This is a genomic window from Aeromonas enteropelogenes (assembly GCF_020097295.1).
Lineage (GTDB): Bacteria > Pseudomonadota > Gammaproteobacteria > Enterobacterales > Aeromonadaceae > Aeromonas > Aeromonas enteropelogenes.
The window spans coordinates 412,152-434,458 of the sequence record NZ_CP083625.1 but is presented as its reverse complement, the minus strand read 5'-3'; the positions used below and the strand labels follow the sequence as shown (position 1 = coordinate 434,458).

Annotated in this window: 21 protein-coding genes and 1 pseudogene; 9 read left to right on the top strand and 13 right to left on the bottom strand. The window is 57.9% G+C overall.

Features of this window, described 5'->3' with window-relative positions; genetic code table 11:
- Positions 1–62 precede the first annotated feature (62 nt).
- The 10 genes and pseudogenes from LA321_RS01975 to LA321_RS01930 form a co-directional block, all read right to left on the bottom strand.
- Positions 63–1,121, bottom strand: a complete 1,059-nt coding sequence (locus LA321_RS01975; protein WP_042073275.1) for a protein-glutamate methylesterase/protein-glutamine glutaminase — start codon at positions 1,119–1,121, stop codon at positions 63–65.
- Positions 1,118–1,609: a chemoreceptor glutamine deamidase CheD gene (gene cheD, locus LA321_RS01970; protein ID WP_052445763.1), complete on the bottom strand. Its 492-nt coding sequence runs from the start codon at positions 1,607–1,609 to the stop codon at positions 1,118–1,120. Before cheD ends, LA321_RS01975 begins: the two co-directional genes overlap by 4 nt.
- A gap of 5 nt (positions 1,610–1,614) precedes the next feature.
- Complete coding sequence (locus tag LA321_RS01965) at positions 1,615–2,418, bottom strand: CheR family methyltransferase (RefSeq protein ID WP_026455742.1); 804 nt, start codon at positions 2,416–2,418, stop codon at positions 1,615–1,617.
- Positions 2,419–2,469: 51 nt separating this feature from the next.
- Positions 2,470–4,641, bottom strand: coding sequence for a methyl-accepting chemotaxis protein (locus tag LA321_RS01960; RefSeq protein WP_042073274.1), 2,172 nt, complete (start codon positions 4,639–4,641; stop codon positions 2,470–2,472).
- Between the two features lie 47 nt (positions 4,642–4,688).
- Positions 4,689–5,251, bottom strand: a pseudogene (locus LA321_RS01955) (chemotaxis protein CheW).
- Between the two features lie 219 nt (positions 5,252–5,470).
- On the bottom strand, positions 5,471–7,681 hold the full coding sequence (locus tag LA321_RS01950; RefSeq protein WP_042073270.1) for a chemotaxis protein CheA: 2,211 nt from the start codon (positions 7,679–7,681) through the stop codon (positions 5,471–5,473).
- 23 nt (positions 7,682–7,704) lie between these two features.
- Positions 7,705–8,031 carry an STAS domain-containing protein gene (locus LA321_RS01945; RefSeq protein WP_042028090.1) on the bottom strand — a complete coding sequence of 109 codons (327 nt, stop codon included), beginning with the start codon at positions 8,029–8,031 and terminating at the stop codon, positions 7,705–7,707.
- A gap of 13 nt (positions 8,032–8,044) precedes the next feature.
- Positions 8,045–8,413 carry a response regulator gene (locus tag LA321_RS01940; RefSeq protein WP_026455745.1) on the bottom strand — a complete coding sequence of 123 codons (369 nt, stop codon included), beginning with the start codon at positions 8,411–8,413 and terminating at the stop codon, positions 8,045–8,047.
- 9 nt (positions 8,414–8,422) lie between these two features.
- Positions 8,423–9,625 (bottom strand): methyl-accepting chemotaxis protein, encoded by a 1,203-nt coding sequence (locus LA321_RS01935; protein ID WP_042073268.1) that lies wholly within the window; start codon positions 9,623–9,625, stop codon positions 8,423–8,425.
- A gap of 284 nt (positions 9,626–9,909) precedes the next feature.
- Positions 9,910–10,998: a ketoacyl-ACP synthase III gene (locus LA321_RS01930; RefSeq protein WP_042073264.1), complete on the bottom strand. Its 1,089-nt coding sequence runs from the start codon at positions 10,996–10,998 to the stop codon at positions 9,910–9,912.
- Between the two features lie 202 nt (positions 10,999–11,200).
- Between LA321_RS01930 and LA321_RS01925 the strand changes: the two genes are divergently transcribed.
- The 3 genes from LA321_RS01925 to LA321_RS01915 all read left to right on the top strand — a co-directional run bounded on the left by LA321_RS01925 (position 11,201) and on the right by LA321_RS01915 (position 14,979).
- Positions 11,201–12,148, top strand: coding sequence for a LysR family transcriptional regulator (locus tag LA321_RS01925; protein ID WP_042073260.1), 948 nt, complete (start codon positions 11,201–11,203; stop codon positions 12,146–12,148).
- A gap of 129 nt (positions 12,149–12,277) precedes the next feature.
- Positions 12,278–12,889, top strand: coding sequence for a LysE family translocator (locus tag LA321_RS01920; protein ID WP_042073258.1), 612 nt, complete (start codon positions 12,278–12,280; stop codon positions 12,887–12,889).
- Positions 12,890–13,107: 218 nt separating this feature from the next.
- Entirely contained in the window at positions 13,108–14,979 is a 1,872-nt protein-coding gene (locus LA321_RS01915) for a peptidase U32 family protein (protein ID WP_042073257.1), read from the top strand.
- A gap of 177 nt (positions 14,980–15,156) precedes the next feature.
- On the opposite strand, the gene LA321_RS01910 is transcribed toward LA321_RS01915, so the two are convergent.
- The 3 genes from LA321_RS01910 to LA321_RS01900 form a co-directional block, all read right to left on the bottom strand.
- Complete coding sequence (locus LA321_RS01910; RefSeq protein WP_042073256.1) at positions 15,157–15,945, bottom strand: SIR2 family NAD-dependent protein deacylase; 789 nt, start codon at positions 15,943–15,945, stop codon at positions 15,157–15,159.
- 126 nt (positions 15,946–16,071) lie between these two features.
- Positions 16,072–16,551: a methylated-DNA--[protein]-cysteine S-methyltransferase gene (locus tag LA321_RS01905; RefSeq protein WP_042073381.1), complete on the bottom strand. Its 480-nt coding sequence runs from the start codon at positions 16,549–16,551 to the stop codon at positions 16,072–16,074.
- Positions 16,548–18,095 (bottom strand): AlkA N-terminal domain-containing protein, encoded by a 1,548-nt coding sequence (locus LA321_RS01900; protein WP_156141193.1) that lies wholly within the window; start codon positions 18,093–18,095, stop codon positions 16,548–16,550. Before LA321_RS01900 ends, LA321_RS01905 begins: the two co-directional genes overlap by 4 nt.
- 301 nt (positions 18,096–18,396) lie before the next feature.
- On the opposite strand from LA321_RS01900, the gene LA321_RS01895 reads away from it, so the two are divergent.
- The 6 genes from LA321_RS01895 to LA321_RS01870 all read left to right on the top strand — a co-directional run bounded on the left by LA321_RS01895 (position 18,397) and on the right by LA321_RS01870 (position 22,257).
- Entirely contained in the window at positions 18,397–18,786 is a 390-nt protein-coding gene (locus LA321_RS01895; RefSeq protein WP_052445761.1) for a type IV pilin protein, read from the top strand.
- Between the two features lies 1 nt (position 18,787).
- A complete protein-coding gene (locus tag LA321_RS01890) occupies positions 18,788–19,207 on the top strand; it encodes a GspH/FimT family pseudopilin (RefSeq protein ID WP_042073255.1) in 420 nt (139 codons plus the stop codon).
- Positions 19,207–19,605, top strand: coding sequence for a type IV pilus modification PilV family protein (locus LA321_RS01885; RefSeq protein WP_042073254.1), 399 nt, complete (start codon positions 19,207–19,209; stop codon positions 19,603–19,605). The genes LA321_RS01890 and LA321_RS01885 overlap by 1 nt, the downstream gene beginning before the upstream one ends.
- Positions 19,599–20,147: a PilW family protein gene (locus LA321_RS01880; protein WP_042073253.1), complete on the top strand. Its 549-nt coding sequence runs from the start codon at positions 19,599–19,601 to the stop codon at positions 20,145–20,147. The genes LA321_RS01885 and LA321_RS01880 overlap by 7 nt, the downstream gene beginning before the upstream one ends.
- Positions 20,144–21,763 carry a DUF7305 domain-containing protein gene (locus LA321_RS01875; RefSeq protein WP_224212239.1) on the top strand — a complete coding sequence of 540 codons (1,620 nt, stop codon included), beginning with the start codon at positions 20,144–20,146 and terminating at the stop codon, positions 21,761–21,763. The genes LA321_RS01880 and LA321_RS01875 overlap by 4 nt, the downstream gene beginning before the upstream one ends.
- 92 nt (positions 21,764–21,855) lie before the next feature.
- On the top strand, positions 21,856–22,257 hold the full coding sequence (locus tag LA321_RS01870; RefSeq protein ID WP_042073249.1) for a VOC family protein: 402 nt from the start codon (positions 21,856–21,858) through the stop codon (positions 22,255–22,257).
- Positions 22,258–22,307 lie beyond the last annotated feature (50 nt).

Genomic DNA, 22,307 nt, shown 5'->3' with positions numbered 1-22,307 from the left:
TGGCTGACCAATCCGGCTCTCCCAGGGGAGCCGGATTTTTTTATGGCTGGCCAGCAGAGTGGCTATCTACCGAGAATGGCGTGATGCATCTCGTCGAGCGGGAGTATGTGGCGTGCGGCACCGAGCTTGATCGCCTCCTTTGGCATGCCAAACACCACACAGGAGGCCTCATCCTGGGCATAGGTATTGGCACCGGCATCCAGCATCTCCCTGAGCCCTCTGGCGCCATCATCTCCCATGCCGGTCATGATGATGCCGGTCGCGTTTTTGCCTGCGTATTTGGCCACGGAGCGAAACAGCACATCCACCGAAGGGCGATGTCGGTTGATCAGGGGACCGTCGACCACCTCCACATGGTAGTAGGCACCGCTTCGCTTTAGCAGCATGTGCTTGCCGCCGGGGGCGATCAGCGCGAGTCCCGGGATGACCCTGTCATTGTTTTTCGCCTCCCGTACCTCGATTTGGCATAACCCGTTAAGGCGAGCGGCAAATGATGCCGTAAATTTCTCCGGCATATGCTGCACGATGACGATCCCGGGGCTGACCCGGGGAAGGGCCGTCAGCACAGCCTCCAGCGCCTGGGTACCGCCGGTGGAGGTACCGATGGCGATGAGTCGCTCTGTGGTCTGCGCCATGGCATCTCGCGTCGGCGCCAGTATGGCGTCGGCATGGATTTTGGTGGCAACTTGCAAGGGGGCCGGCTTGCCGAGTCGCTTGAGGTTGGCTTGGGAGGCCGCTCGTACTGCCATGGCCAGATCGTGGGCTGACTCCTGCAGAAAGCTTTTGATGCCCATGGTCGGTTTGGTGATGATGTCTGCAGCGCCGGCTGCCATGGCTTGCAAGGTGGTTTCGGCTCCCTTCTCGGTCAAAGATGAGCAGATGACTACCGGGGTGGGGTGCTCGGCCATTATTTTGGTGAGAAAAGTGATGCCATCCATCCGTGGCATCTCCACATCCAGCACGATGACATCCGGCCACTCCTTCTTCAGTTTCTCCAGTGCAAACAACGGATCGGAGGCGGTCGCGATCACCTTGATGTCGGGTTCCTGTTCCAGCACCCCTTGCAACACCTGTCTAACCACGGCGGAATCATCCACCAGCATGACTCTTATCTGTTTCATTCCCCCGTCCCTCGATGATGTGGCAGACGATGATGACGCACCCAAACATGGCCGTTGTTGAGCTCGAAGATGAGGCTTCGGTGGCCAGAGAGGCCCAGATGATGCGCTTTTATGGTGAGGCCCAGATGCCGGGTCAACTGCCATGCGGCCTGGATATTTTGGTCGGCCACATTGGGGTAGTCTCCGGCAGGGGTCGTTATGTCAAACATGTGTCCGCCACCAAAAAGCTTTACTTCATACTCCTGGATCGGAGACGGATATTGCCGGATAGCCTCGAGAAACAAGGTGATCGCTTCGTCGCCATAACGGCCATCCAGGGTAGTGGTTTTGACTCCCCGGGTCGGCAGCATGTAGTGACACATCCCTCCCGATTTATGTTGTGGGTGCCACATGGTGATGGCGACACAGGACCCCAGATGGGTTTTGATCACGGCGTCCTCCTGGCCGAAGAAAAACTCTCCGGGGTGCAGCATGATCTCGCGTTGCATCATCATCACCGCTTTTGGTAGATGGAAGGGGAAACCAGATGCAGACCATGAGGCAATCCGTTGAGGCTTTCGGCATGGCTGACAAGCAGGTAACCCCCGGTCCTGAGTCTGGGTACCAGCCGTTGCACGACCTCGGCCTTGGTCTCCTTGTTGAAGTAAATCATTACGTTGCGGATGAATATGACATCGAACATGCCGATGTCGGGCAGCTCCTGGATGAGGTTGATGTGCAAAAACCTCACTCGCTCCTGCAGCTTGCGGTCGATGATGAAACTGCCTTCCTGTTGCCCTATGCCCTTCAGGCAGTATTTCATCAGGTATGACATGGGGATATTGTGCGCCCGCTCTATGGGGTAGCGTCCCAGCCTGGCCTGTTCCAGCATGCGTGACGAGATGTCCGAGGCCATGATTTCCCAGTTGAAGCCGCCGTGCTTTTCCGCCAGGGTCATCGCCAGACTGTAAGGTTCCTCCCCGGATGAACTGGCTGCACTCCATATCCGCAATGTCCGCTCCTTTGGCACGAGCGGCAGTACTGTATTGCAGAGAAAGTCGAAGTGTTTGGACTCCCTGAAGAAGTAGGTTTCATTGGTTGTCAGCAGATCCAGCGCCAGCTGCAACTCCTGATGATGGTCGCTCATGATCAGGCGAAAATAGTCACCATAACTGTCCAGTTCGTAATGGTGCAGGCGTTTGGAAAGCCGGCTGGCGACCAGTGCTTTCTTGGCCGGTGACAGGTCGATACCTGCGGCCTGATGTAACCAGCGCTGGAACTGGCCAAATTCGTCGTCATGAAGTTGAGTCTGGTACAAGGCTATGCTCCCGGCTCGGCAAAGCGGCCTGGTTGCCCAGGCCCCGGCACACTAGAAACGGACAAAGTCTCCCTCGTTGAATGGTCGTGGCGGAAGACCGGGCTGCTCACGGCCATTCCCCTCCAGAACAAAGCGCCCCTTGGTACTGTTCTGGGGTTGTGCGGCGTTGTGACCATTGCTCCTGTGGCTCTGTTCGAGAGTGAAGAATTCCATGACAAGCTGCAGTTGCTCTGCCTGGCTGCTCATCTCTTCTGCCGTGGCGGCCAGCTCTTCGCTGCAGGAGGCATTTTGCTGGGTGACCTGGCTGAGCTGGCTCATTGCCTGGTTGATCTGGCTGACACCGGTTGATTGCTCGGCAGAGGCTGCACTGATCTCCTGCACCAGATCGGATGTCTTGTTGATGGAGGGAACCATCTGATCGAGTAGCCGGCCGGCCTTTTCCGCCATTTCCACGCTGCTGGAGGCCAGCTCGCCTATCTCCTGCGCCGCTACCTGGCTGCGCTCCGCCAGTTTGCGCACCTCGGCTGCGACGACAGCAAACCCCTTGCCATGATCCCCCGCTCGCGCCGCTTCGATAGCCGCATTGAGGGCCAGCAGATTGGTCTGGTAGGCGATGTCGTCGATGATGCCAATCCGTTTGGCGATCTGTTTCATGGCATCGACGGTCAGTTGGACGGCCTCACCGCCTTCGACAGCTTCCTTGGCTGCCTTGCTGGCCATGCCGTCTGTCACCTGGGCGTTATCGGTATTCTGGTTGATGCTGGCGCTCATCTGTTCGATGGATGCGCTGGTCTCCTCCATGCTTGAGGCCTGTTCACTGCTGGACTGGCTGATGGACTGGGCGGTCGCACTCACCTGTTCGGCGGCACTCGACAGATTGTCGGAAGCGCCGCGGACCTCGGTTACTATATTGGTCAGGGAATCGATGGTCTTGTTGAGGGCATCCTTGGTGGTACCAAAGACTCCCGGGTAGTCTGTCTCTATCTTCTGGGTCAGGTCTCCCTTGGCCAGACACTGCACGATCCGGATCACGTCATTGAGGCTGGTATCGATCACGTTGGCAATCTGGTTGATGCCTTCGCCCAGATTATGGAAGAAGCCGGATTTGCCGGCGAGATCCATGCGGCGGTGCAACTCGCCATTGATCACGGATTGCACTATTTCCGACATTTCGTGCTCGATGGCAACCTCTTTGGTGCGATCTGCCCACTCGACCACCGACCCCAGCCGTTCGCCACTGTCACTGAATACCGGGTTGGCGATCAGCGCAAAGGTACGTCCACCAAGCTGTATTTGGGTGCGGTAGGTACTGTTGAGCTTGGCCAGCATGGTCCGCTGGTGCCCCGGATTCTTATGGAAGCTGTCAATATTGGCCCCCATCAGATTCGCAGTATTGAAGTTGTTGAGATCTTTCTTGATGTCCGGCTCGGCCAGCTTGAGCATCTCGGTGACGGAGTCGTTCATATAGATGATGTCGAGGTTGGTATCGGCGATCATGACGTTGGTGCTGGCACAATCGAGTGCTCTCTTGACCCTGAGGCTTTCATTAGCCGCGATTTTGGCGGCTTCATTGGCGGCCTTGACCTCATTTTCGATGGCGATCTCTTTGGTGCGATCAGCCCATTCCACGACTGACCCCAGCCGCTCGCCATTGTCACCAAATACGGGGTTGGCAATCAGCGAAAAGGTTCTGCCGCCAATGGTTATCTGGGTGCGATAGGTTGTATCGAGCTTTTGCAGCATGGCCCGCTGATGGCTCGGATTCTTGTGGAAGTTGTCGATGTTCTTGCCCATCAGGTTTTTAACGTCCAGATTGGGCAGTTCCTTGCGAATATCTTGCTCCGCCTGGCCGAGCATGGTGGTGACCGCCTCGTTCATATAGATGATGTTGAGGTCGGTGTCGGCAATCATCACGTTGGTCGATGCGCCGTCCAGCGCCTTGCGCACCCGCAGATTCTCCCGGTACTGGGTCTGGTTGCTCTCGATAGTGTCCAATGCATTCCGCAAGCGGGTTTGCAGCAGGTTGAGGGTTTCATTGAACTCGTGGCAGAGGTCCCGTAGCGGGCCGGTGAGGGTAGACAGATCTATCTGGCCAGCTGTTTGCTCGAGGGTGATGGCGTGATGGATGCGCCGAGTTTCCTCAGCAAGCTTGGTTAGCTGCTCTTGCTGCTGGTTGTAGCTGGAACCATTGCCGAAGAGCTTTTCAAACAGTGATTGAGTCATGAGCCTTATCCTTGTGCGACATGCCAATGCGTATTGAGCGTGAGTAATCAGGATGCCTGTATGTATTCCGGTAATTTTTCCGGTTGCTGTGCCAGTTCACTGAGCTGTGCCATCTCCTCAAGTGACAGGACTTTTTCCGTATCGATGAGGATGACGAATTTGCCGTTGACCTTGCCCATGCCGCTGATGAAGTCAGCCCTGATCCGGGCACCAAAGCTGGGGGGCGGTTCGATTTCACTGGGTGAAATGCTGAGGACTTCGGAGACTGAATCCACGACCACACCGATATCCTGGCTACTTTGTGTATCGTCATGATGGTGTAGGCCTTCAATGATGACGATGCAGGTACGCCGGGTGATGTTGGAGGGCACGTTGCCAAAGCGGGCGTTGAGATCAACGACTGAAACCACGGCGCCGCGTAGATTGATCACACCGCGAATGAAGCTTGGCATCATGGGTATGGAGGTGATGTTCCCGTATTCGATGATCTCTTTGACTCCCAGGATATTGATGGCAAACATCTCTCCGTTGATGAGAAAAGTCAGGTACTGGGCGTCATTGTGGGATGTGGCGGGGGGGCAACCACGGCCACTTCGGTCGATGGGGTCATATCAGCCTCCGGTTGAAAAAAGATGAGGAATGCTTCGGCGGTGTGCTGCAGGTGGCATCTGACTGCACCCCCTGGCGTGGTTGGCTGGCTTGTGGCCAGGCCTCCTGTGCCAATATGTGCCGAAGGACATGGGCGATGACGCTATCAACCTGCATACAAGCCGTGTACTGAACGGGAGGAATAGTGAGGATGTTGAAAGTGTGCTTCACAGTGTTTTCCTCAATTGATGCGCGGTTGATGTTGCAGCCGTGTCAGGGTCTGCCTGTTGATAAGGCCAGACTCCTGATGGATGGCGTGCTGGATCAACGAGGGAATATCAAGGATGAGGGCGACTTCGCCCCCTCCCAGAATGGTGGAGCCGCTGATCCCTTGCAGACGCTGGAATAATTTGCCAAGGGGTTTGATAACGGTCTGGAATTCACCCAGCAGCTCGTCGACGACCAGTCCCGATTTTTTGCCGCCGTGGCTGACAACCACGATATTCTCACGGCTCCCCTTGCTGCCCCGAGTGTCGAAATAGTGTTGCAGACGGATAAAGGGGAGGACTTCTCCTCGCAAGTTGATGAAATTTCGCCCCTGGGTATCGGCCAAGGCACTGGCGGTCAGTTCTACGCACTCGATCACCATATCCAGAGGGATGACGTAATAGGTATCACACACCTTGACCAGAAAGCCGTCGATGATGGCGAGCGTGAGGGGCAGTCTTATCTGTACCCGGGTGCCCTGGCCCGGAATGCTGTCCAAATCCACGGTTCCGCGCAGGGCTGTGATGTTGCTCTTGACCACATCCATGCCGACGCCACGTCCAGAGAGGTTGGTAATGGCTTCTGCTGTGGAAAATCCAGGCTCAAAGATGAGGTTGTAGATCTCCTGATCGGTGAGTGTGGTGCCAGCGCCAATCAAGCCTCGTTCCTGCGCTTTTTGCAGGATCCTGGTCTTGTTTAGGCCGGCTCCGTCATCCTTGATTTCAATCACTATGCTACTGGAGTCATGGTAGGCGTTGAGAGTCAGGGTTCCTTTTGCCGGTTTGCCGGCAAGCTGCCTTTGTTCTGCAGGTTCGATGCCATGATCCATCGAGTTTCTGACCAGATGCATCAGTGGATCGCCAATTTTTTCCACCACCGACTTGTCCAGTTCGGTATCGGCACCCGAGATCACCAGGGCGATATCCTTGTTGAGCTCCTGGCTGACATCACGCACCACCCGCTGAAAGCGGTTGAAGGTATCACCGATGGGCACCATTCGAAGGCGCAAGGCATTGTCCCTTATCTCTTCCACCAGGTTGGCGATGACGGACGTCGCTTCCTGTAGCTGGCTCTCTCTACTGCGCTGGGCCAGCATATTGGCGCCCGAGCTGGCTACCACCAGTTCACCTACCAGATTGATCAGGTCATCCAGCTTGTCGGCATGGACTCTGACATAGCGTCCTTCCTTGCTTTTATTCTCCTTGGTCTGGTGCTGCTTTTTCAGGGCTGCATCGACCACGACTTCATCGACGGAGCCCTGAGAGATGAGGATCTCTCCCAGTTTTGAGGCAGGGTGCTCTGTGGCCGAATGTTGTAGCTGGAGTCCGTGGCGCAGTTCTTCTGCGGTTAGCGCGCCGGTCTTGACCAGGAGTTGCCCCAGCATTTCGCTATCTTCCGGCAGGGCATTGATAAGGTCTATGTATTCGCTGATCTTGCTGTGAGGCGGCAAGATGGCGATCTGGCAATCATCTCTGACGAATTCAAAGACATCGCTGATCGCAGCCTTGTCTGCCTGGGAATCGAAATCGACCTCGAAGCCGAGGTAGCAGCTTTCCGGATCGAACTCCTCCCAATCCGGTATGGCCTGATGGATGGTTTCCAGCGAGCGTATGGTACCCAATGTGCCGAGATAGCGCAGAAATGCGGCGGGATCCATGCCGTTGCGCAACACATCAGGCCCAAAACGCAGAGATATATGCCAAAGGGAACCGCTGGACAGCGGCACTTCCTCTTTTTCGATGGGAGGGGGCGAAGGCATTATCGTGTCGGGCAACTGGGCTTCCTGGGCATTCTGGTGCCGAATAAGGGCCAGGCGCAGCTTGTCATCCCGGGCGAGGACGTCGGCGGTCAGGCTATCTCCCTGCTCAGCCACCACTTCTATCAGCAATTGAATGTGGTCGCAGCTCTCCAGCAGATCCTTGATAAGCGCTGAGGTCACCGATAATTGCTGGTTGCGGATCTGATCCAGCAGATCCTCGACAATATGGGTAAACCCCACGATCGGAAGCAGACCAAACAGGCCCGCGGAGCCCTTGATGGTGTGAGCCGCCCGGAATATGGCGCCGATGAGCTCGTTGTCGTCAGGATTTTCCTCCAGCAAGAGCAGAGAGGACTCCATTTCTTCAAGCAATTCGCGAGCCTCGGCAATATAGGTCTGCAGGGCCTGGTCAAGATTGATGCTCACGGGTGACTCCTCGGCATGGCGATTCAGGGGTGTTCAGCATGGGGAAACAGGGTGGGATCCCCAAAAAATCCCGACAATTGGCACAGTTCCAGCAGTTCGAGCACCGCATGGCTGTGCCAGACCAGGTGCAGCGGATAGCCATTGGCCAAGGCAGTCTTTTTGGCTGCCAGCAATAGCTGTAGCCCGGCACTGTCGATTTCAGTCACATTGGCCAGATTGAGTTCCAGCTCTTGTCCCTGGTGCAACAGGGGAGAGAGCGCCTCTTTTAGTTCGGCTACCGTGTAGATAGTGACGTCGTCAGGCAGGGTGAGCACAGTCTTGTCACCTTGCAGTTCGCGCTGCAATTCCATGGCTGACTCCAGGTTACGGCATGATGAGCTTGGCGACGGCGGCAAGCATCTGTTCCGGCTGGAAAGGTTTGACGACCCAGGCCTTGGCGCCGGCGGCCTGTCCCTCCTGCTTCTTGCTGTCCTGCGATTCGGTAGTCAGCATGATGACGGGAGTGAACTTGTAGCTGGAGAGTTTCTTGGCCTCTTTGACGAAACTGATGCCATCCATATTGGGCATGTTGACGTCGCTGATGATGAGATTGATCTTCTTGCCGTCGAGTTTGTTGAGGGCATCCTTGCCATCTTGCGCTTCGAGTACGTCGTAGCCTGCGGTTTTCAGCGTCATGCCAACCACCTGGCGAATGGTGGCCGAGTCATCCACGATCAGGATCGTTTTACCCATGTTTCTCTCCTAGAAAAAAGTAATGTCTGCACTGCTGGCCGTAGGCTTGGTCGTTCGACCATGATGAATGTCCCTCTGCTCATCCGTGGCATAGGTGAGCTCCATGTCGGCCAGCCAGCTATCGGCGTCGATCATGATCGGGCCGGAAGTGCGTACTTGTTGTTCCGGGTCGTTCAGATGGCTTGAAAGATGCTCCATGTTGTTGCGTACCTGGTTGAGGATCTGACTGACCCTGTCCTGAAACTGCAGTGAAATGATGACATTGGAAATTTCGTGATGAATATCGGTGCTTTCGCTTTGCAGCAGGGAAGCCGATTCGGCGAGGCTGTCGGTCGCCTGACGAAACCGGGTCAGCACCTGTTCGATAGCCTGCTCCGAGTTGGCGACCGAGACGTGATCCCGGGCGGCGGAGCTTTCGGCAATTTCTGAGACGCGGCCAATCCCGGTGTTGATGGTATCGACCTTGTCGCTCATCTTCTGGGCGGTTTCACTGGAGAGTCGGGAGAGGTTGCGCACCTCATCGGCAACTACGGCAAATCCTCGTCCTGCTTCACCTGCCCGCGCCGCTTCAATCGCAGCATTGAGGGCCAGCAGGTTGGTCTGGGAGGCAATCTTGGCGACATCCAGCGCCATGGTGTTGAGCTCCAGGGTATAGGCGGTCAGGCTCTTTATTTCTGCCAACATGGCATCACGGTTTTCCTGGGCCGAATGCATCAGGCTGAGTACCTCATTGAGCTGGAGCTGACTCTCGCTCAACACGGCGGCCATCCCTTTTGATTCGGTGCCACCCAGATCGCCTGCAGCCTGATGGGAGGCGTTGACCGCTTCTTCCAGCTTGTTGGCGAGCCCGCTGAAGCGCTGGGTCAGCTCGATCATCGCTTCTTCAGTTTGCTGCCGGGAGCTCTCTATCTGTTGTGACCAGATGGGGACCGCCTTTTGGCAGACCTCTTCCAGCCCGATGATGGCATTGGCGAAGGAAGCTGGGGTAGCGTCCTGCTCGTTGGTTGAGGCGTGAATGTGGCGGGCCTGATTGACGCGATGGGAAGTCCAGAGTGCGGCACCAATGGCCAAGGCGCCGTTCAATAACAGGTAAAGCAAAGAAGAAGATCCGGACAGAAGCAGCAGGCAACCGAGCAATCCCAGCCCGATGCAGCTCAGCCAGCAAACCGGATCCCATAGCGGGTTGATCACGCCACTTTTGTGTTGTGCCATACGCAACTTATCCCTGTGCTAGTCATCAGCTTGGCCGTCGGGTTGTGCCATCCAGATTGGCAACCCAGGGCCTGGTTATATTTACTATTGGCTCAGTAAGGGTAGCGTAAAAAAAATAGTTGGTTGCAAGTCAGTATTGCTTGCCGAAAAAGAGGTAGGGCCTTGATAAGGGGAGTTGATGCTGAGCGTTATTTCCGCCGATATCAGCGAGATAGCGAAATCTGGGGTAGCGAAGGAGAGAAAGACAAATAAGGAGCCTGCCATGGCAGGCTCCTTGAACCATGTCAGGCTTTGCTGGCGTGAGCCTGCTGGCAGCCTTCGACGGCATGGGCGATCAGCTCCAGCGCGCTCTGCTCGCACGCAGGCAGCTCTTCATCGCACTGACTGATGGGGGTGATGCGATCGCCCCACTTGATGATGGCAGCACCCCAGGTGAGGCCGGCGCCAAAGGCTGCGGTCAGCAGATAGGAGTTCGGCTTGACGCGACCTTGTTCCAGCGCTTCGCACAGGGCAATGGGTACGGTGGCGGCGGAGGTGTTGCCGTAGTTTTCGATGTTCACCATCACCTTTTCCATGGGCGCGTTCATGCGCTTGGCCAGGGTTTCGATGATGCGGATATTGGCCTGGTGCGGCACGATTAGATCGATCTGCTCGGGAGCAATGCCGGCCTGTTCCAGTACAGTGCCGGTTGCCTCACCCATGCCACGGACGGCGCGCTTGAAAATCTCGGGGCCTTCGAAATTGAAGGTGAACAGGCCGTCAATGTCGGCAAAACGTACGCGATCTGTGCCGAAATTCGGTACATGCAGGATCTCCCGCGCTTCGCTGTCGCAGCCGAGCTTGTTGGCGATGAGGCCGCTTTCCTGCTCGCTCGCTTCGATGATCACGGCACCGGCGCCATCGCCAAACAGCACGGCGGTATCGCGGCGGGCCCAGTCCAGCAGATAGGTCAGACGCTCGGCACCGATCACCAGTACCTTCTTCATCATGCCAGTCTGCACCAGCGAGGTGGCGACGGAGAGGGCGTAGACGAAACCGGTACAGGCAGCGTTGAGGTCAAACACAGCGGCATTGGTGGCGCCAAGCTTCTTCTGCACCGCGGAAGCAGCGCTCGGCAGCAGGTTGTCCGGGGTGGCGGTAGCCAGGATGATGCCATCGAGATCGCTGGCCTCGAGACCGGCGCAGGCGAGAGCGCGGCGACCGGCCAGGGTGGCGAGATCCGAGGTGCTGACGTGGGAGATCCGGCGGGCCTTGATGCCGGTACGCGGATAGATCCACTCATCCGACGTATCCATGATGGTGCTGAGGTCATCGTTGGTCAGCACTGAGGGAGGCAAGCATTTGCCCCAACCGGTGATATTGGCGTATTTCATCTTGTTACCGCTTCTCAATGTGGATCGCCCGCGGGCGGAAAATCGCGCAATTATGCCGCACGAGACAACTACTGTCATCTTGTGGTCATGGTTATCTGGCAGGGAGGATGTGGCAATGGGCCGCAAAACAAGGGAAATTTCGCTTAAAGGGAAGGACTTGCCTGCCCTAAGATAGGGTTTTCTCCCTCGACGAGGCGACACCTTGCTCAAAGCCAATCTCAATCTGTTGCCTACCCTCAAGGTGCTGCTGGAGACTCGCAACATCAGTCGGGCGGCGGAGCTGCTGCACCTGAGCCAGCCTTCTATCAGCAAGCAACTTGCCTTGCTGCGCAACGAGTTTGGCGACGAGCTGCTGGTGCGGGAAGGACAACGCTGGCTGCTGACGCCGCGGGCCGAAAGCCTGGCCGCCCAGCTGGCGGACTCTCTCGGTGCGTTAGAGCGGCTCTATGAGCCGCCCGGGTTCGAGCCTGGCCGCTGTGAACGGGTGTTCCGGCTCGCCTCGTCCGATTACGTGGCCCAGCATATCCTGCCCGATATCTGCGCAGCGCTCGCCAAAGAGGCGCCGTTGGCAGCGCTCGAGTACAGCCTGTGGGACAAGCGCCAGCTACCGCAGTTGTGGCAATCACAGCTTGACCTGGTCTCCACCATCACGGAACAGGTGCCGGATCAGATCCGCGGCCTGCATCAGGGGGAGGATCGGTTGGTGGTGTTGATGGGCCGTCGGCATCCGCTGGCGAACCGTCGCCTGACACTCGATGATTACCTCGCCTGGCCACACCTGCAGGTGAGCGGTGGCGGTGACAAGGACAGCCCGGTGGAGCAGGTGCTGGCGCCACAGGGCCTCTCCCGGCGCTGGTTTGCCCGGGTGCCCTTCTTTCAGGCGGCGGTGGAGGTATTGCTGCGAACCGACTGTCTGATGACCACACCCGCTCATATCGCCTGGCAACTCTCATGCAACAACGAGCTCGCTTTTGTGGATCTCCCCTTTTCGACCCGCACTCAGCACTATCATCTGCTGTGGCATCAGCGCCACCATCAGGACCCGGCCCATCGCTGGTTTCGCGAGCTGGCCTATCCTTTCCTGCGGGACCACTTGCAAGGCACAGTGGCCGAGAGTCGCAAGGTGCTGGCTCAGACCCGGACCCGTTAGTGCCAGTCGGTTATGCCACAGCATAGCCAATGGTTATGGGATCTATTCATAACTTTCACTTCTGGCATAGCCATGCGCCCCTTACCCTGAATCCAGTTACAACATATTCAGGGTGAGGGTAAACACAAAATGGAACTGACGAGTTGGCTGGCATTGGCCGCAATCTGCGTGATGGGGGCCATCAGCCCGGGGCCGAGTCTGGCGCTGATCATTCGCAATACGGTGCAGGGAGGGCAGGGCCACGGGGTGGCGACCGCGTTGGGCCACGGTCTCGGGGTGGGCATCTACGCGCTTATCACGGCACTCGGTCTGTCGCTGCTGATCACCCAGACCCCCTTGCTGTTTGATCTCATCCGCTACGGTGGCGCCGTGTTTCTCGCTTGGCTCGGGGTCAAGGCGCTGTTGGCCAAACCCGCCAGTGGTGAGTCGCGTGAAGAGGAGATGCACCAGCTGCGCGGTCGTCAGGGGGCGTTCGAGGGCTTTATGGTGGCCTTCCTCAACCCCCAGCTCGCCATCTTCTTTATCGCCCTGTTCAGCCAGTTTGTGCATGCCGATACCGGCTGGTATGAGGGGAGCATCATGATGCTCACCGCTGGTGGTATCGACGCGCTCTGGTATGTGCTGGTGGCGTTGGTACTCTCCCGTGGCCCTGTGTTGGCCTGGCTCAAAGCCAAATCCTTCGTCATCGACAAGGTCAGTGGTCTGGTGCTGCTGGGGTTGGCGCTCAAGGTGGTGATTTAGCATCAGTATCAGCTGACCGTCCTTCTCCTTGGTTGGGGGAGGAGGATAAGCGCAGCCTGCCGTAAAGGAGGAGAAGGAATTTCCCTTGCCAAGGGAGAAGGGCCACGTGCGTCAGCTCTAATCCTGTATTTCGCAGTGATCTTAAGCGGGATCAAGGCAATCAGGGTGGCAATGGTCTAGAGTGGCTGCCATTTGCTGTCCGCCCTGATCCCGAGACCATGCACCAGAACAAGCACTCCTTAAGCCACCACAACCGGTTGGAGCTACTGGCTCCGGCCAAGAACCTCGCCTATGGCATTGAAGCCATCAATCACGGCGCCGATGCCGTCTACATGGGCGGACCCGCCTTTGGCGCCCGCAGCGCGGCGGGCAACAGCATAGAGGATATCGAAGCGCTGGCGCGTCATGCCCACCGTTTCGGTGCCCAGGTCTTCGTTGCCTTCAATACCTTGCTGCATGACAGCGAGCTGGAGCAGGCCCGGCGCCTGACCCACCAGATCTATGAAGCGGGAGCCGATGCGCTTATCGTGCAGGATATGGGGCTGCTGGCGCTCGATCTCCCGCCGATCGCGCTCCATGCCAGTACCCAGACCGACAATCGCACCCCGGAGAAGGTGAAGTTCTTGCAGGATGTGGGCTTCTCCCAGGTGGTGCTGGCGCGTGAGCTGTCGCTCGAACAGATCCGCGAGATCAGTGCGGCCACCAATGTGCAGCTGGAGTTTTTTATCCACGGGGCACTCTGCGTCTCCTATAGCGGCCAGTGCAACATCAGCCACGCTCGCACCGGCCGCAGCGCCAACCGCGGCGAATGTGCCCAGCTCTGCCGGCTGCCCTGCTCGCTGCAAAAGCCGGATGGGGAGGTGCTGGTGGCCGACAGCCACCTCCTCTCCCTCAAGGACATGGATCAAACCGAAAACCTGGAAGCGCTGATCGAGGCGGGGATCCGCTCCTTCAAAATAGAGGGTCGCCTCAAGGGGCTCGACTACGTCAAGAACGTCACCGCCTGGTATCGTCAGAAGCTCGACGCCATTCTGGAGCGCCGCAGCGATCTGGTGGCCTCCTCGGCTGGCCGTTGCAGCTACAGCTTCACACCGGATCCGAAAAAGAGCTTCAACCGCGGCAGTACCGACTATTTCCTTCATGGTCGTCAACAAGGGATCGACTCCACCCGAAGCCCGAAATACGTGGGCGAGCCACTGGGGCGAGTTACCAGAGTCACCAGAGAGGGTATCGAGCTCGACGGCAAGCCCGTGACCCTCAACAACGGCGACGGTCTTGGCTTCTTCAAGCCGAACAACGAGTTGGTGGGGATGCGCCTCAACAAGGTCGAAGAGAAGGCAGAGAGTAAGCTGTTACTCCTGTCAGAGCGCATGCCGGGGCTGAAGGTAGGTACCGAGATCTACCGCAACCACGATCAGGCGTTCAGCAAGATGCTGGAAAAGGCGAGCGCAGATCGCCGTATCCGGGTCGATATGCTGCTATCCGAGTGCGATGTAGGGATCCGGCTTGAATTGACCGATGAGCAGGGCATCAGCGCCGCCGTCACGCTCCCCTGTGACAAGCAACCGGCCGACAACCCGGAGCGGGCGCTGCAGCAGGCGCGTGACCAGCTTGGTAAACTTGGTAACACCCTGTTTGTGGCGCGCAAGGTTGAGTTGGCGTTTACTCACCCGCTATTCATTGCCGCATCCATGCTCAACGGTTTGCGCCGGGATGGCATCGCCGCGCTGGAGGCTGCCCGTCTGGCCGGCTACCAGCGCCCCGAGCGACGCATCGCCCTGCGGGATATCCGCTATCCTCAGCACCGTCTCTCCTACCTTGGCAACGTGCTGAACAGCGCGGCCGAGCAGTTCTTCCGCGAGCACGGGGTGGAGCGCATCGCCCCCGCTTATGAGGCGAACAAGGAGGAGCGGGAAGTGGTGCTGATGATCACCAAGCACTGCATTCGCTACAGCCAGAACCTCTGCCCAAACGAGGTGCCGGGCCTCAAGGCCGAGCCGCTGGAGCTCAAGATGGGCAAGGATACCTTCCGCCTGCGCTTTGACTGCCGGCGCTGCGAAATGCATGTAATGGGAAGTCTGAAGCGTTGAAGATGTCTCCCCTTTTCCTTAATGGAAGGGGGGGCTATCTTGGAAAATTTCTGCATTTGTTAACATTATTTAGGTTTATATGAGGCAAGTTATTATGTTATTTACTAATTTAAATATCGTTAATGGTTAAAAACGATGTAGGTGGGTTACATTTAAAATGCTGGCTGTGATTCTTAACTATTGAAATTTACTCAGAAACTCTTCCAATGCCTCTCCTGGATTTTCTTTCCCAGAAGAAATCATGCTGATGCCCCACTGCTCAAGCACAGCTTCTTGTACCGGGTTCGGTTTCGCTGAGAAAATATAAGATTTGGGTTGTGCATCGCCTGCTTGATTGGCTTTCCATAACTTGGATAGCTTATAAAATAAAAGTCGCAGGTTGATATCTGCCAAACCATATCCAATAAAAAGCACAGATTTACCTAAAACATCTGAACGAAGTTTTATATCAAGCGGTGTTTCGAATTCAAGCCGCTCAAAATAGCTCGTTTCATCAATAACAATTGATTTATCATCATCGAAATCACCATGAAACTTTACCACCTGTATATTGCCACTTTTGATTCTTGTAAAGTCTGACACCGAGGCTATTTTGGTAAATGGCTTGTTATAATAGGCAAGGGCATTCTCAATCCATCTATCATAGTTGGTTGTGTATATTATGGGAAAATTGGCTTTGGCAATATACTCGTGCACTTTTGAGTCTGAAATGTCAATTTCAGGGGAATGCCAAATTCTATCCATCCAGCTTCTTAAAGGGCCAATACTTCCTTTCTTTAAACGATAGTACTCTGCCAATGCATAATGATCGCCAAAAGATCTATATATTTCTGGTTCATAATCCAGATCCTTGGCTATTTTGTCGATCAGAGTGGACCATGATGGAAGACCAAGGTTCATAGACACGCCTGCACCAACAAAAAGAATCACATTTCCCTGTCTGTAGGCAGATAATAGTTGTTCCATATTTAATATCTCCTCAATAAATATGGATCTACCACTATACCTATTTCAGGGGCTTGCATGAAGTCGTAAATGTAAAGTGGATATCTATTTATGATAGACAGGGTCTATGGTTAGCTAGATATCACGCTATTTAACCTTAATATTTTCCAGTTGCAGCAAGGCTTTTTTAATCTCCAATCCTCCCGCATAGCCGATCAGGCTGCCATTCTGGCCGATCACCCGATGGCAGGGGACGATAATCGAGAGCGGATTGCGACCGTTGGCGGCGCCCACTGCCCGCATCGCATTTGGTTTGCCAATGGCGCGCGCGATATCGCCGTAACTGCGGGTCTCGCCATAGGGGATATCACACAACGCTTGCCATACAGCCTGCTGAAAGGCGGTACCGCTGGCGGCGAGCGGCAGGGTGAAGCGCTGCAGGCGACCGGCAAAATAGGCCTCGAATTCGGCAAGATAGGGAGCGAGCGCCTCGCCATCTTGCTGCCAACCGCTCATATCGGGCAGCGCTCGCAGGCCTGCCACAAAGTCCACATGCACCAGGCCGCGCTCGTTGATGGCGATCAACAGATCGCCGCAGTGGGTTGGCAGAATATCATAGCGGATCATGGGGTTATCTCCTTGTGTTCGTTGTTTCCAGTGTTTTCGCCTGGGTGGGCTGGGTCAATCAGCTGCGCCGGCGCTTCACTCATGGCGTGCCACAGCCAGCTGGCGGCGTACGCTCGCCACGGTTGCCACGCCTTGCTTTGCGCCACGACCTCTTTCACCGGCAGCTTGTCGCCGCCTCCCAGTGCCTTTTGCAGCACCAGATCGGAGGCGGGGAAGGCGTCCGTGTCCAGCCCGCAACGCAGTCGCCAGTAGGCGACCGTCCAGGGGCCTATGCCAGGCAGCGCCAGCAGTTGCTCGTCGCTGGCACTGACGAGGGAGAGTTCGCCGCTCGCGATGGCGGTGGCCAGTCCCTGCAGCGTGCGAATGCGGCTGCCGGGCATGCCGATGCCATCGAGATCAAGCTCGCACAACTGGGCTGGCGTGGGCAGCTGAGCCACTCCGAATTGCGCCCCGGTACGCGTCACCAACCGTCCCAGTATGGTGATGGCGCCTTTGACCGATACCTGCTGGCCGACGATGGCGCGCAGCATCACCTCGTACTCATCCCAACCGCCGGGTAGCCTCACACCGGGCCAGCGCGCCTGCAGGCGCGCCATCAGCGGATCTTGTCCGAGTTGCTCGCCGATGCGCTGCATGTCGGCATCGAGATCCCACATCCGGCGCACGCGATACAGGAGATCAGGCAGCGCCGCGGGTGGCAGATCATGCACGGTGAGCGTCAGGCTGTGCCCCTTGCCTTGTGTGATGCGCACCAGACCACTCTGATCGCCGACACTATGGCGTCGCTCATACACTTCACCATCCACCCGCTCCAGCCCGGGGATCGCCCGTAGCCGGTAGAAAGCGAGCATAGCCGCCACATCAAACGGGGGCCGATACGGCAGCTGCAACGTCAGCGTTGCACCGCGATCATCCGGCAGTTTGTTGTTAGCCTGCTCACCCTGGTCCTCTTGCTGGCGCAGGGTGCGCGGCGCCATGCCATACGCCTGCAGCCAGGCGTCGTTGAAGCGGCGAATGCTCGAAAAGCCCGCGGCAAATGCGATGTCCGTGATGGATAGTTGCGTCTCTGTCAGCAGCCGTTTTGCGAGCAGCAGGCGACGCGTCTGCTCCACCTGTTTTGGCGACGCGCCGAGGTGCTGCCTGAATTCGCGGCGCAGCGTGCGCTCACTGAGGCCGGCTTGTTCGGCAAGTGCGGCGAGCGAGCCATCCGCCAGCTCACCGCGCTCGATGCGCGCCAACAAGCGGGCGAGCGCATGGGGCAGATCGCCGCGGGCTGCGGGGGCGAGCTCGGGGCGACAGCGCAGGCATGGGCGCAAGCCATATTGTTCGGCGGCAGCGGCACTTGGGAAGTAGCGCACATTGTGTTCGTGCGGCGGCCTGGCCGGACAGACGGGGCGGCAGTAGATGCCGGTGGAGATGACACCGGTAAAGAAGCGGCCATCGAAGCGTGCATCGCGGGCAAGTCGCGCGGCGTGGCATTGCTCTCGGCTGAGGCCTTGGAGCGTCTCTTCCTGCAGATGGTCGTGGCTGGGTGACTGGGTCATGACATGGCGGCTCGGTACGGGAGACATGATGAGAGAGTAAGGGGGCGAGGGGGCAGTGACTAGCCAGAAACGGACAGGGATAGGAAAAAAGCACGCATGAGCCCCTCGACATGAGTGGCACGTACAATCGGATTCATTTGCGTAAAAATTAATAACCGATCACATATTCATCAAATAGTCATTGCCTGGTGGGACTCGATACTGTCCAATCTAAATAGTTTTTTCTCTTTGATTATTAAGTATTGCCAATGCGCAGCTAACTTACTGATATAAAACAATAACCACTTGCCAAGGACGATAAGTGAAATATCTTTCTGAAGGAGCCCGTGTCCGGGGCTTCAGCTTGACCGAACTGCTGATCACCATGACGGTAGTCAGCATCCTCGCCGCTATCGCGCTGCCCACCTATCGCGACTATCTGGAGAAAGGGCGGCGCTATGAAGCGCAGCAATTGATGATGGAGCAGGCGCTTGCACTCGAGCGCATCTTCACTGAGCAGGGCCGCTATCCCGTGCAATTCACGCTCCCTGCGAACTCCGATTTTTATCAGTTCAGCTACAGCCAGCTGGCGCAGTACACCTATCTGCTCAAGGCGACACCGACTCGTCTGCAAAAGGACAGTTGCGGCACCTTGACGCTGGATCACACCGGATATCGCGCCGCCGCGCGCAGCGATTGCTGGGGGTCATGAGATGAAGATACGAGGCTTTACCCTGATCGAATTGATGGTGGCAGTGGTGATCGCGGCCATCCTGCTAGTGGTCGGTATTCCCTCCCTGAGCGAGCGACTCGCCGCCGAACGGCTGGAGCGCTCCACCGGGGAGCTCGCCTCCGCCTATCGTTTCGCGCGCAGTGAAGCGGTGAAGCTGACGCTGCCCGTGGTGCTGCAAGGCACGCAGAACGGGGGCTGGGAGGTAACGGCAGACAGCAAGCTGCTCAGGCAGGCTGCCGCCCCCGGCGGAGGCGTGAGCATCTCGCCGTTTGCTCCCATCACCATAGCGCCGACCGGCAGCAGCGCGCAGGCCGAGATCACCCTGGCTAATCGCCTCGGCGAGCAGCGCGTGCTCTGCATCGCCCCGAGTGGCCAGCTGCTGCACGGGAGCTGTTCGTGATGAACTGGCAACCCGGCGCCATGGGGCGTCAGCAGGGGTTCAATCTGGTGGAGATCATGGTTTCCATGGTGCTCGCGGTGATGGTATTTCTCGGGCTGGCCAAGGGGCAGGTGGTGTCGCTCAAGCAGGCGCACTTCAGCCTGCAGACGACTCTGGCCACCATAGCGGCGAGCAATAGCGTGGAGCAAATTTGGGGCACTCTGTGCGAAGTGCAGCGCACGCCCGAGCGTTTCTCCGATGATGACTATCTCGCCCGCTTCGCCCTGCAGCCGGGGCAGCGCCTGCTGCTGCCTGCACGCTACAGCGACAACCTCGTGGTGACCATAGAGTGGCGTGATGGACGGGTCTCCGGTGCCTGGCAGGTGGCGTTGAATGCCGGATTCCCCCCCCTATGTTGAACACCATGCACAGACAGCGCGGGGTCAGCCTGGTGGAGCTGATGATCGCCATGGTACTCGGCCTGCTGCTGATGCTGGCGGTCTTTGCCGGCTATGCCCCCATCAAACGCACCGTGGCCCAGAGCAAGGCGCTGGAGCAGGCGAGCGAGGTGCTGCGCTTTGCCACCCTCACCTTCACCAGCAGCATCAAGCAGGCGGATCGACTGATCGCCGTCACCCCGGATCGGCTGACGCTGGGATTCAGGGTGGAAGGGGGCGCCGAGGTGCTCTCCTGCCTTGGCAATAGCAAGACCGCCGACTTTACCGAGCAGTACCGGTTCACGCCGCCCGTGCTCAGTTGTAACGACGGCGAGGGGGCACGTCTGCTGGTGACCGGGCTCAAGGAGCTGGAATTTGGCGAGCAAGGGTCGCTGGTCACCATCCGCATCATGCCGGAGGGCTTGCCAGCCTATCTGGCCCCGGGGGTAACAGTACAGGTGGCGCGACGCAAGGCCATCTGGGATGCCGCACTGGCTGGTCAGGCCGCAGGAGGAGCGGGATGAACAAGGGATTGCAACGACAGCGGGGGGCCGTCTTGCTGGTAGTGCTGGTGCTCAGCCTGCTCTCGAGCCTGCTGGTGCTGACCAGCATCCAGGACAACCAGATACAGACTCGGCTCAGCGGCAATTTTCACAAGAAGATCAATGCCCAGCTCAGTGCCGAACAGGGGATGAACGAGAGTTACCGAGCCTTGCGGACCACCCTGGAGGAGACGCCACGCAGCGAGTGGGCCGTGCTGATCCGGGCCATACCCGATCGGGGTAACGGGGTACAGGATGGCAGCCACTATCAAATCGACAAACCGGCGCAGGCGGTGGCTGACACCCTGGCGCTCTATAGCAGTGGCCATTTTCTGGAGGGGAGCGCCGGCCTCAATGCCCTGTTTTCCCTCAGGCGCCAGCCCGGCAACCTGATCTTCCAGGATTCGGTGGTCGCCTGCGAGGGGCTCAGCCTCTCCGGCAGTGGGCTTATCGACAGTTATGATTCGCGCAAGGGCAGCTATGGTGGCAGCAATGTCAACCAGAATGCCAGCGTGGCGACGGTCAGCGACCAGGCCAATGTGGTGCTCGATGGCCACTCACCCATCTGGGGCGATGTGCGGGCGACCGGCTCGGTTACCCTCAATGGCTCGTCCCCCGTCTCCGGCAGCCTGGCCGCGGGGGGCGATATCACCATCTCCCCGTCCTCCGACAAGATAGTGCGGGTGGATGGCAACCTGCAGGGGGGCGGCAACCTCACCCTGCAAGGAGGACGAATAACCGGCTCGGTGGCGATGAACGGCAATGTGGCCATGGGCTGGGGCACCAGCATCGACAGCGGCCAGCTCAACTATGGTGGGGTTGGCAGCTTCAACGATGCAGAAAACCAGAAGTATCTGGAGCCCCAATATCGCCAGCATCCCAAGCTGCCGCCAGTGGCGGGTCAGGTGTGTGATCCCCTCAACGTGACGGCGCTCGCCGGCTCTCCCCAGTTCGCCAACCTGCCCATCAATGGTGCCCTGACGCTGGGGTCGACCCAGCAGATGGTGCTGACCGAGAGTCCCGCCACCGGCTCTGTCTCCAGCACCAACCAACACAAGCCGGCGTTACCCTTCCCGGGCAAGGGGGAGCTGTTTGGCAAGGAGCAGACCCTTTACCGGCTGGATAGCCTCAACATGGGGGCCGATGCGGCGCTGACCATCCAGGGAGACGTGGTGCTAGTAATTGACCGGGATTTCACCATGAGCGGCAGCAACAAGTTGACGGTGGCCGAGGGTAGCAGCCTGACCCTGATCGTCGGCGGCAAGGTCGAGTTGGGGGCGGGGGCCGAGGTGAGCGCAGCCAAACAGGGACTCACCGCAGAGGGCACCCCGGCCATCTCCCTCTATTCGGCCTACAGCGGTAAGGACGGGGTCAAACTGTCGGGCAACACGCCGCTCTATGCCGCTCTTTATGCTCCTCTGACCGAGATGAGCATCAGCGGCAGTGGCGGGCTGTATGGCGCGGTGCGCGCCAAATATCTGAACGAGAGCGGCGCTGGCGGCGTGCACTATGACGAGGCGCTCGGACTGGCGGATCTTGGCGCGGAACATGGGCCTGCCCCCGTGCTGGCGCTGAAGCAGTGGCATTTTGTGCACTAGCAACAAGGCATCCGCACCGGCTTCAACGAAAAGGTCGAACCGGGCCGGCAACTGTGACAAGCTGGGATCCTGACACACAAGGAGGATTGCCCATGCCTGGTCCTGCCCGTGCCGGCGCCCTGATCTATGCCAAAGATCCCGGTTTGCTGACCCACTTTTATCGCACCTTGTTGCAGATGGATCTTCTCAGCCAGGATGAGCAGCTGGTGGTGCTGGAGAACGGCGATTTCCAGCTGCTGCTCCACACTATCCCGGAGCCCTATGCAGGCCAGGTCGTGGTCACCCGGCCCCCCGAGCTGAGAGAGCGTAGTGCCATCAAGCTGTTCTTTACCGTGCCGAGTCTCGCCTGGGCGGAGGCAAAAGCAGCCGATCTCGGCGGTGGCCTGTTGCCGCAGCAGTGGTCAGGCCCCGGCTTCGTGTTGCGTAATGCCTTTGATCCGGAAGGCAACATCCTGCAGTTGCGGGAGTTTCTCGGGGCCCCCGAGTCACACTGAATCCGCCAGGCGTGCGATAAAAAAACGGGGCAGCCTGGCTGCCCCGTTTT

Coding starts and splice junctions, on each gene's coding strand:
- LA321_RS01920 (WP_042073258.1), top strand. CDS start 12,278: ATGGAACTGACGAGTTGGCTGGCATTGGCCGCAATCTGCGTGATGGGG.
- LA321_RS01910 (WP_042073256.1), bottom strand. CDS start 15,945: ATGGAACAACTATTATCTGCCTACAGACAGGGAAATGTGATTCTTTTT.
- LA321_RS01885 (WP_042073254.1), top strand. CDS start 19,207: ATGAACTGGCAACCCGGCGCCATGGGGCGTCAGCAGGGGTTCAATCTG.
- LA321_RS01935 (WP_042073268.1), bottom strand. CDS start 9,625: ATGGCACAACACAAAAGTGGCGTGATCAACCCGCTATGGGATCCGGTT.
- LA321_RS01900 (WP_156141193.1), bottom strand. CDS start 18,095: ATGACCCAGTCACCCAGCCACGACCATCTGCAGGAAGAGACGCTCCAA.
- LA321_RS01870 (WP_042073249.1), top strand. CDS start 21,856: ATGCCTGGTCCTGCCCGTGCCGGCGCCCTGATCTATGCCAAAGATCCC.
- LA321_RS01960 (WP_042073274.1), bottom strand. CDS start 4,641: ATGACTCAATCACTGTTTGAAAAGCTCTTCGGCAATGGTTCCAGCTAC.
- LA321_RS01975 (WP_042073275.1), bottom strand. CDS start 1,121: ATGAAACAGATAAGAGTCATGCTGGTGGATGATTCCGCCGTGGTTAGA.
- LA321_RS01890 (WP_042073255.1), top strand. CDS start 18,788: ATGAAGATACGAGGCTTTACCCTGATCGAATTGATGGTGGCAGTGGTG.
- LA321_RS01880 (WP_042073253.1), top strand. CDS start 19,599: ATGTTGAACACCATGCACAGACAGCGCGGGGTCAGCCTGGTGGAGCTG.
- LA321_RS01945 (WP_042028090.1), bottom strand. CDS start 8,031: ATGGAATTGCAGCGCGAACTGCAAGGTGACAAGACTGTGCTCACCCTG.
- LA321_RS01905 (WP_042073381.1), bottom strand. CDS start 16,551: ATGATCCGCTATGATATTCTGCCAACCCACTGCGGCGATCTGTTGATC.
- LA321_RS01930 (WP_042073264.1), bottom strand. CDS start 10,998: ATGAAATACGCCAATATCACCGGTTGGGGCAAATGCTTGCCTCCCTCA.
- LA321_RS01915 (WP_042073257.1), top strand. CDS start 13,108: ATGCACCAGAACAAGCACTCCTTAAGCCACCACAACCGGTTGGAGCTA.
- LA321_RS01875 (WP_224212239.1), top strand. CDS start 20,144: ATGAACAAGGGATTGCAACGACAGCGGGGGGCCGTCTTGCTGGTAGTG.
- cheD (WP_052445763.1), bottom strand. CDS start 1,609: ATGCAACGCGAGATCATGCTGCACCCCGGAGAGTTTTTCTTCGGCCAG.
- LA321_RS01940 (WP_026455745.1), bottom strand. CDS start 8,413: ATGGGTAAAACGATCCTGATCGTGGATGACTCGGCCACCATTCGCCAG.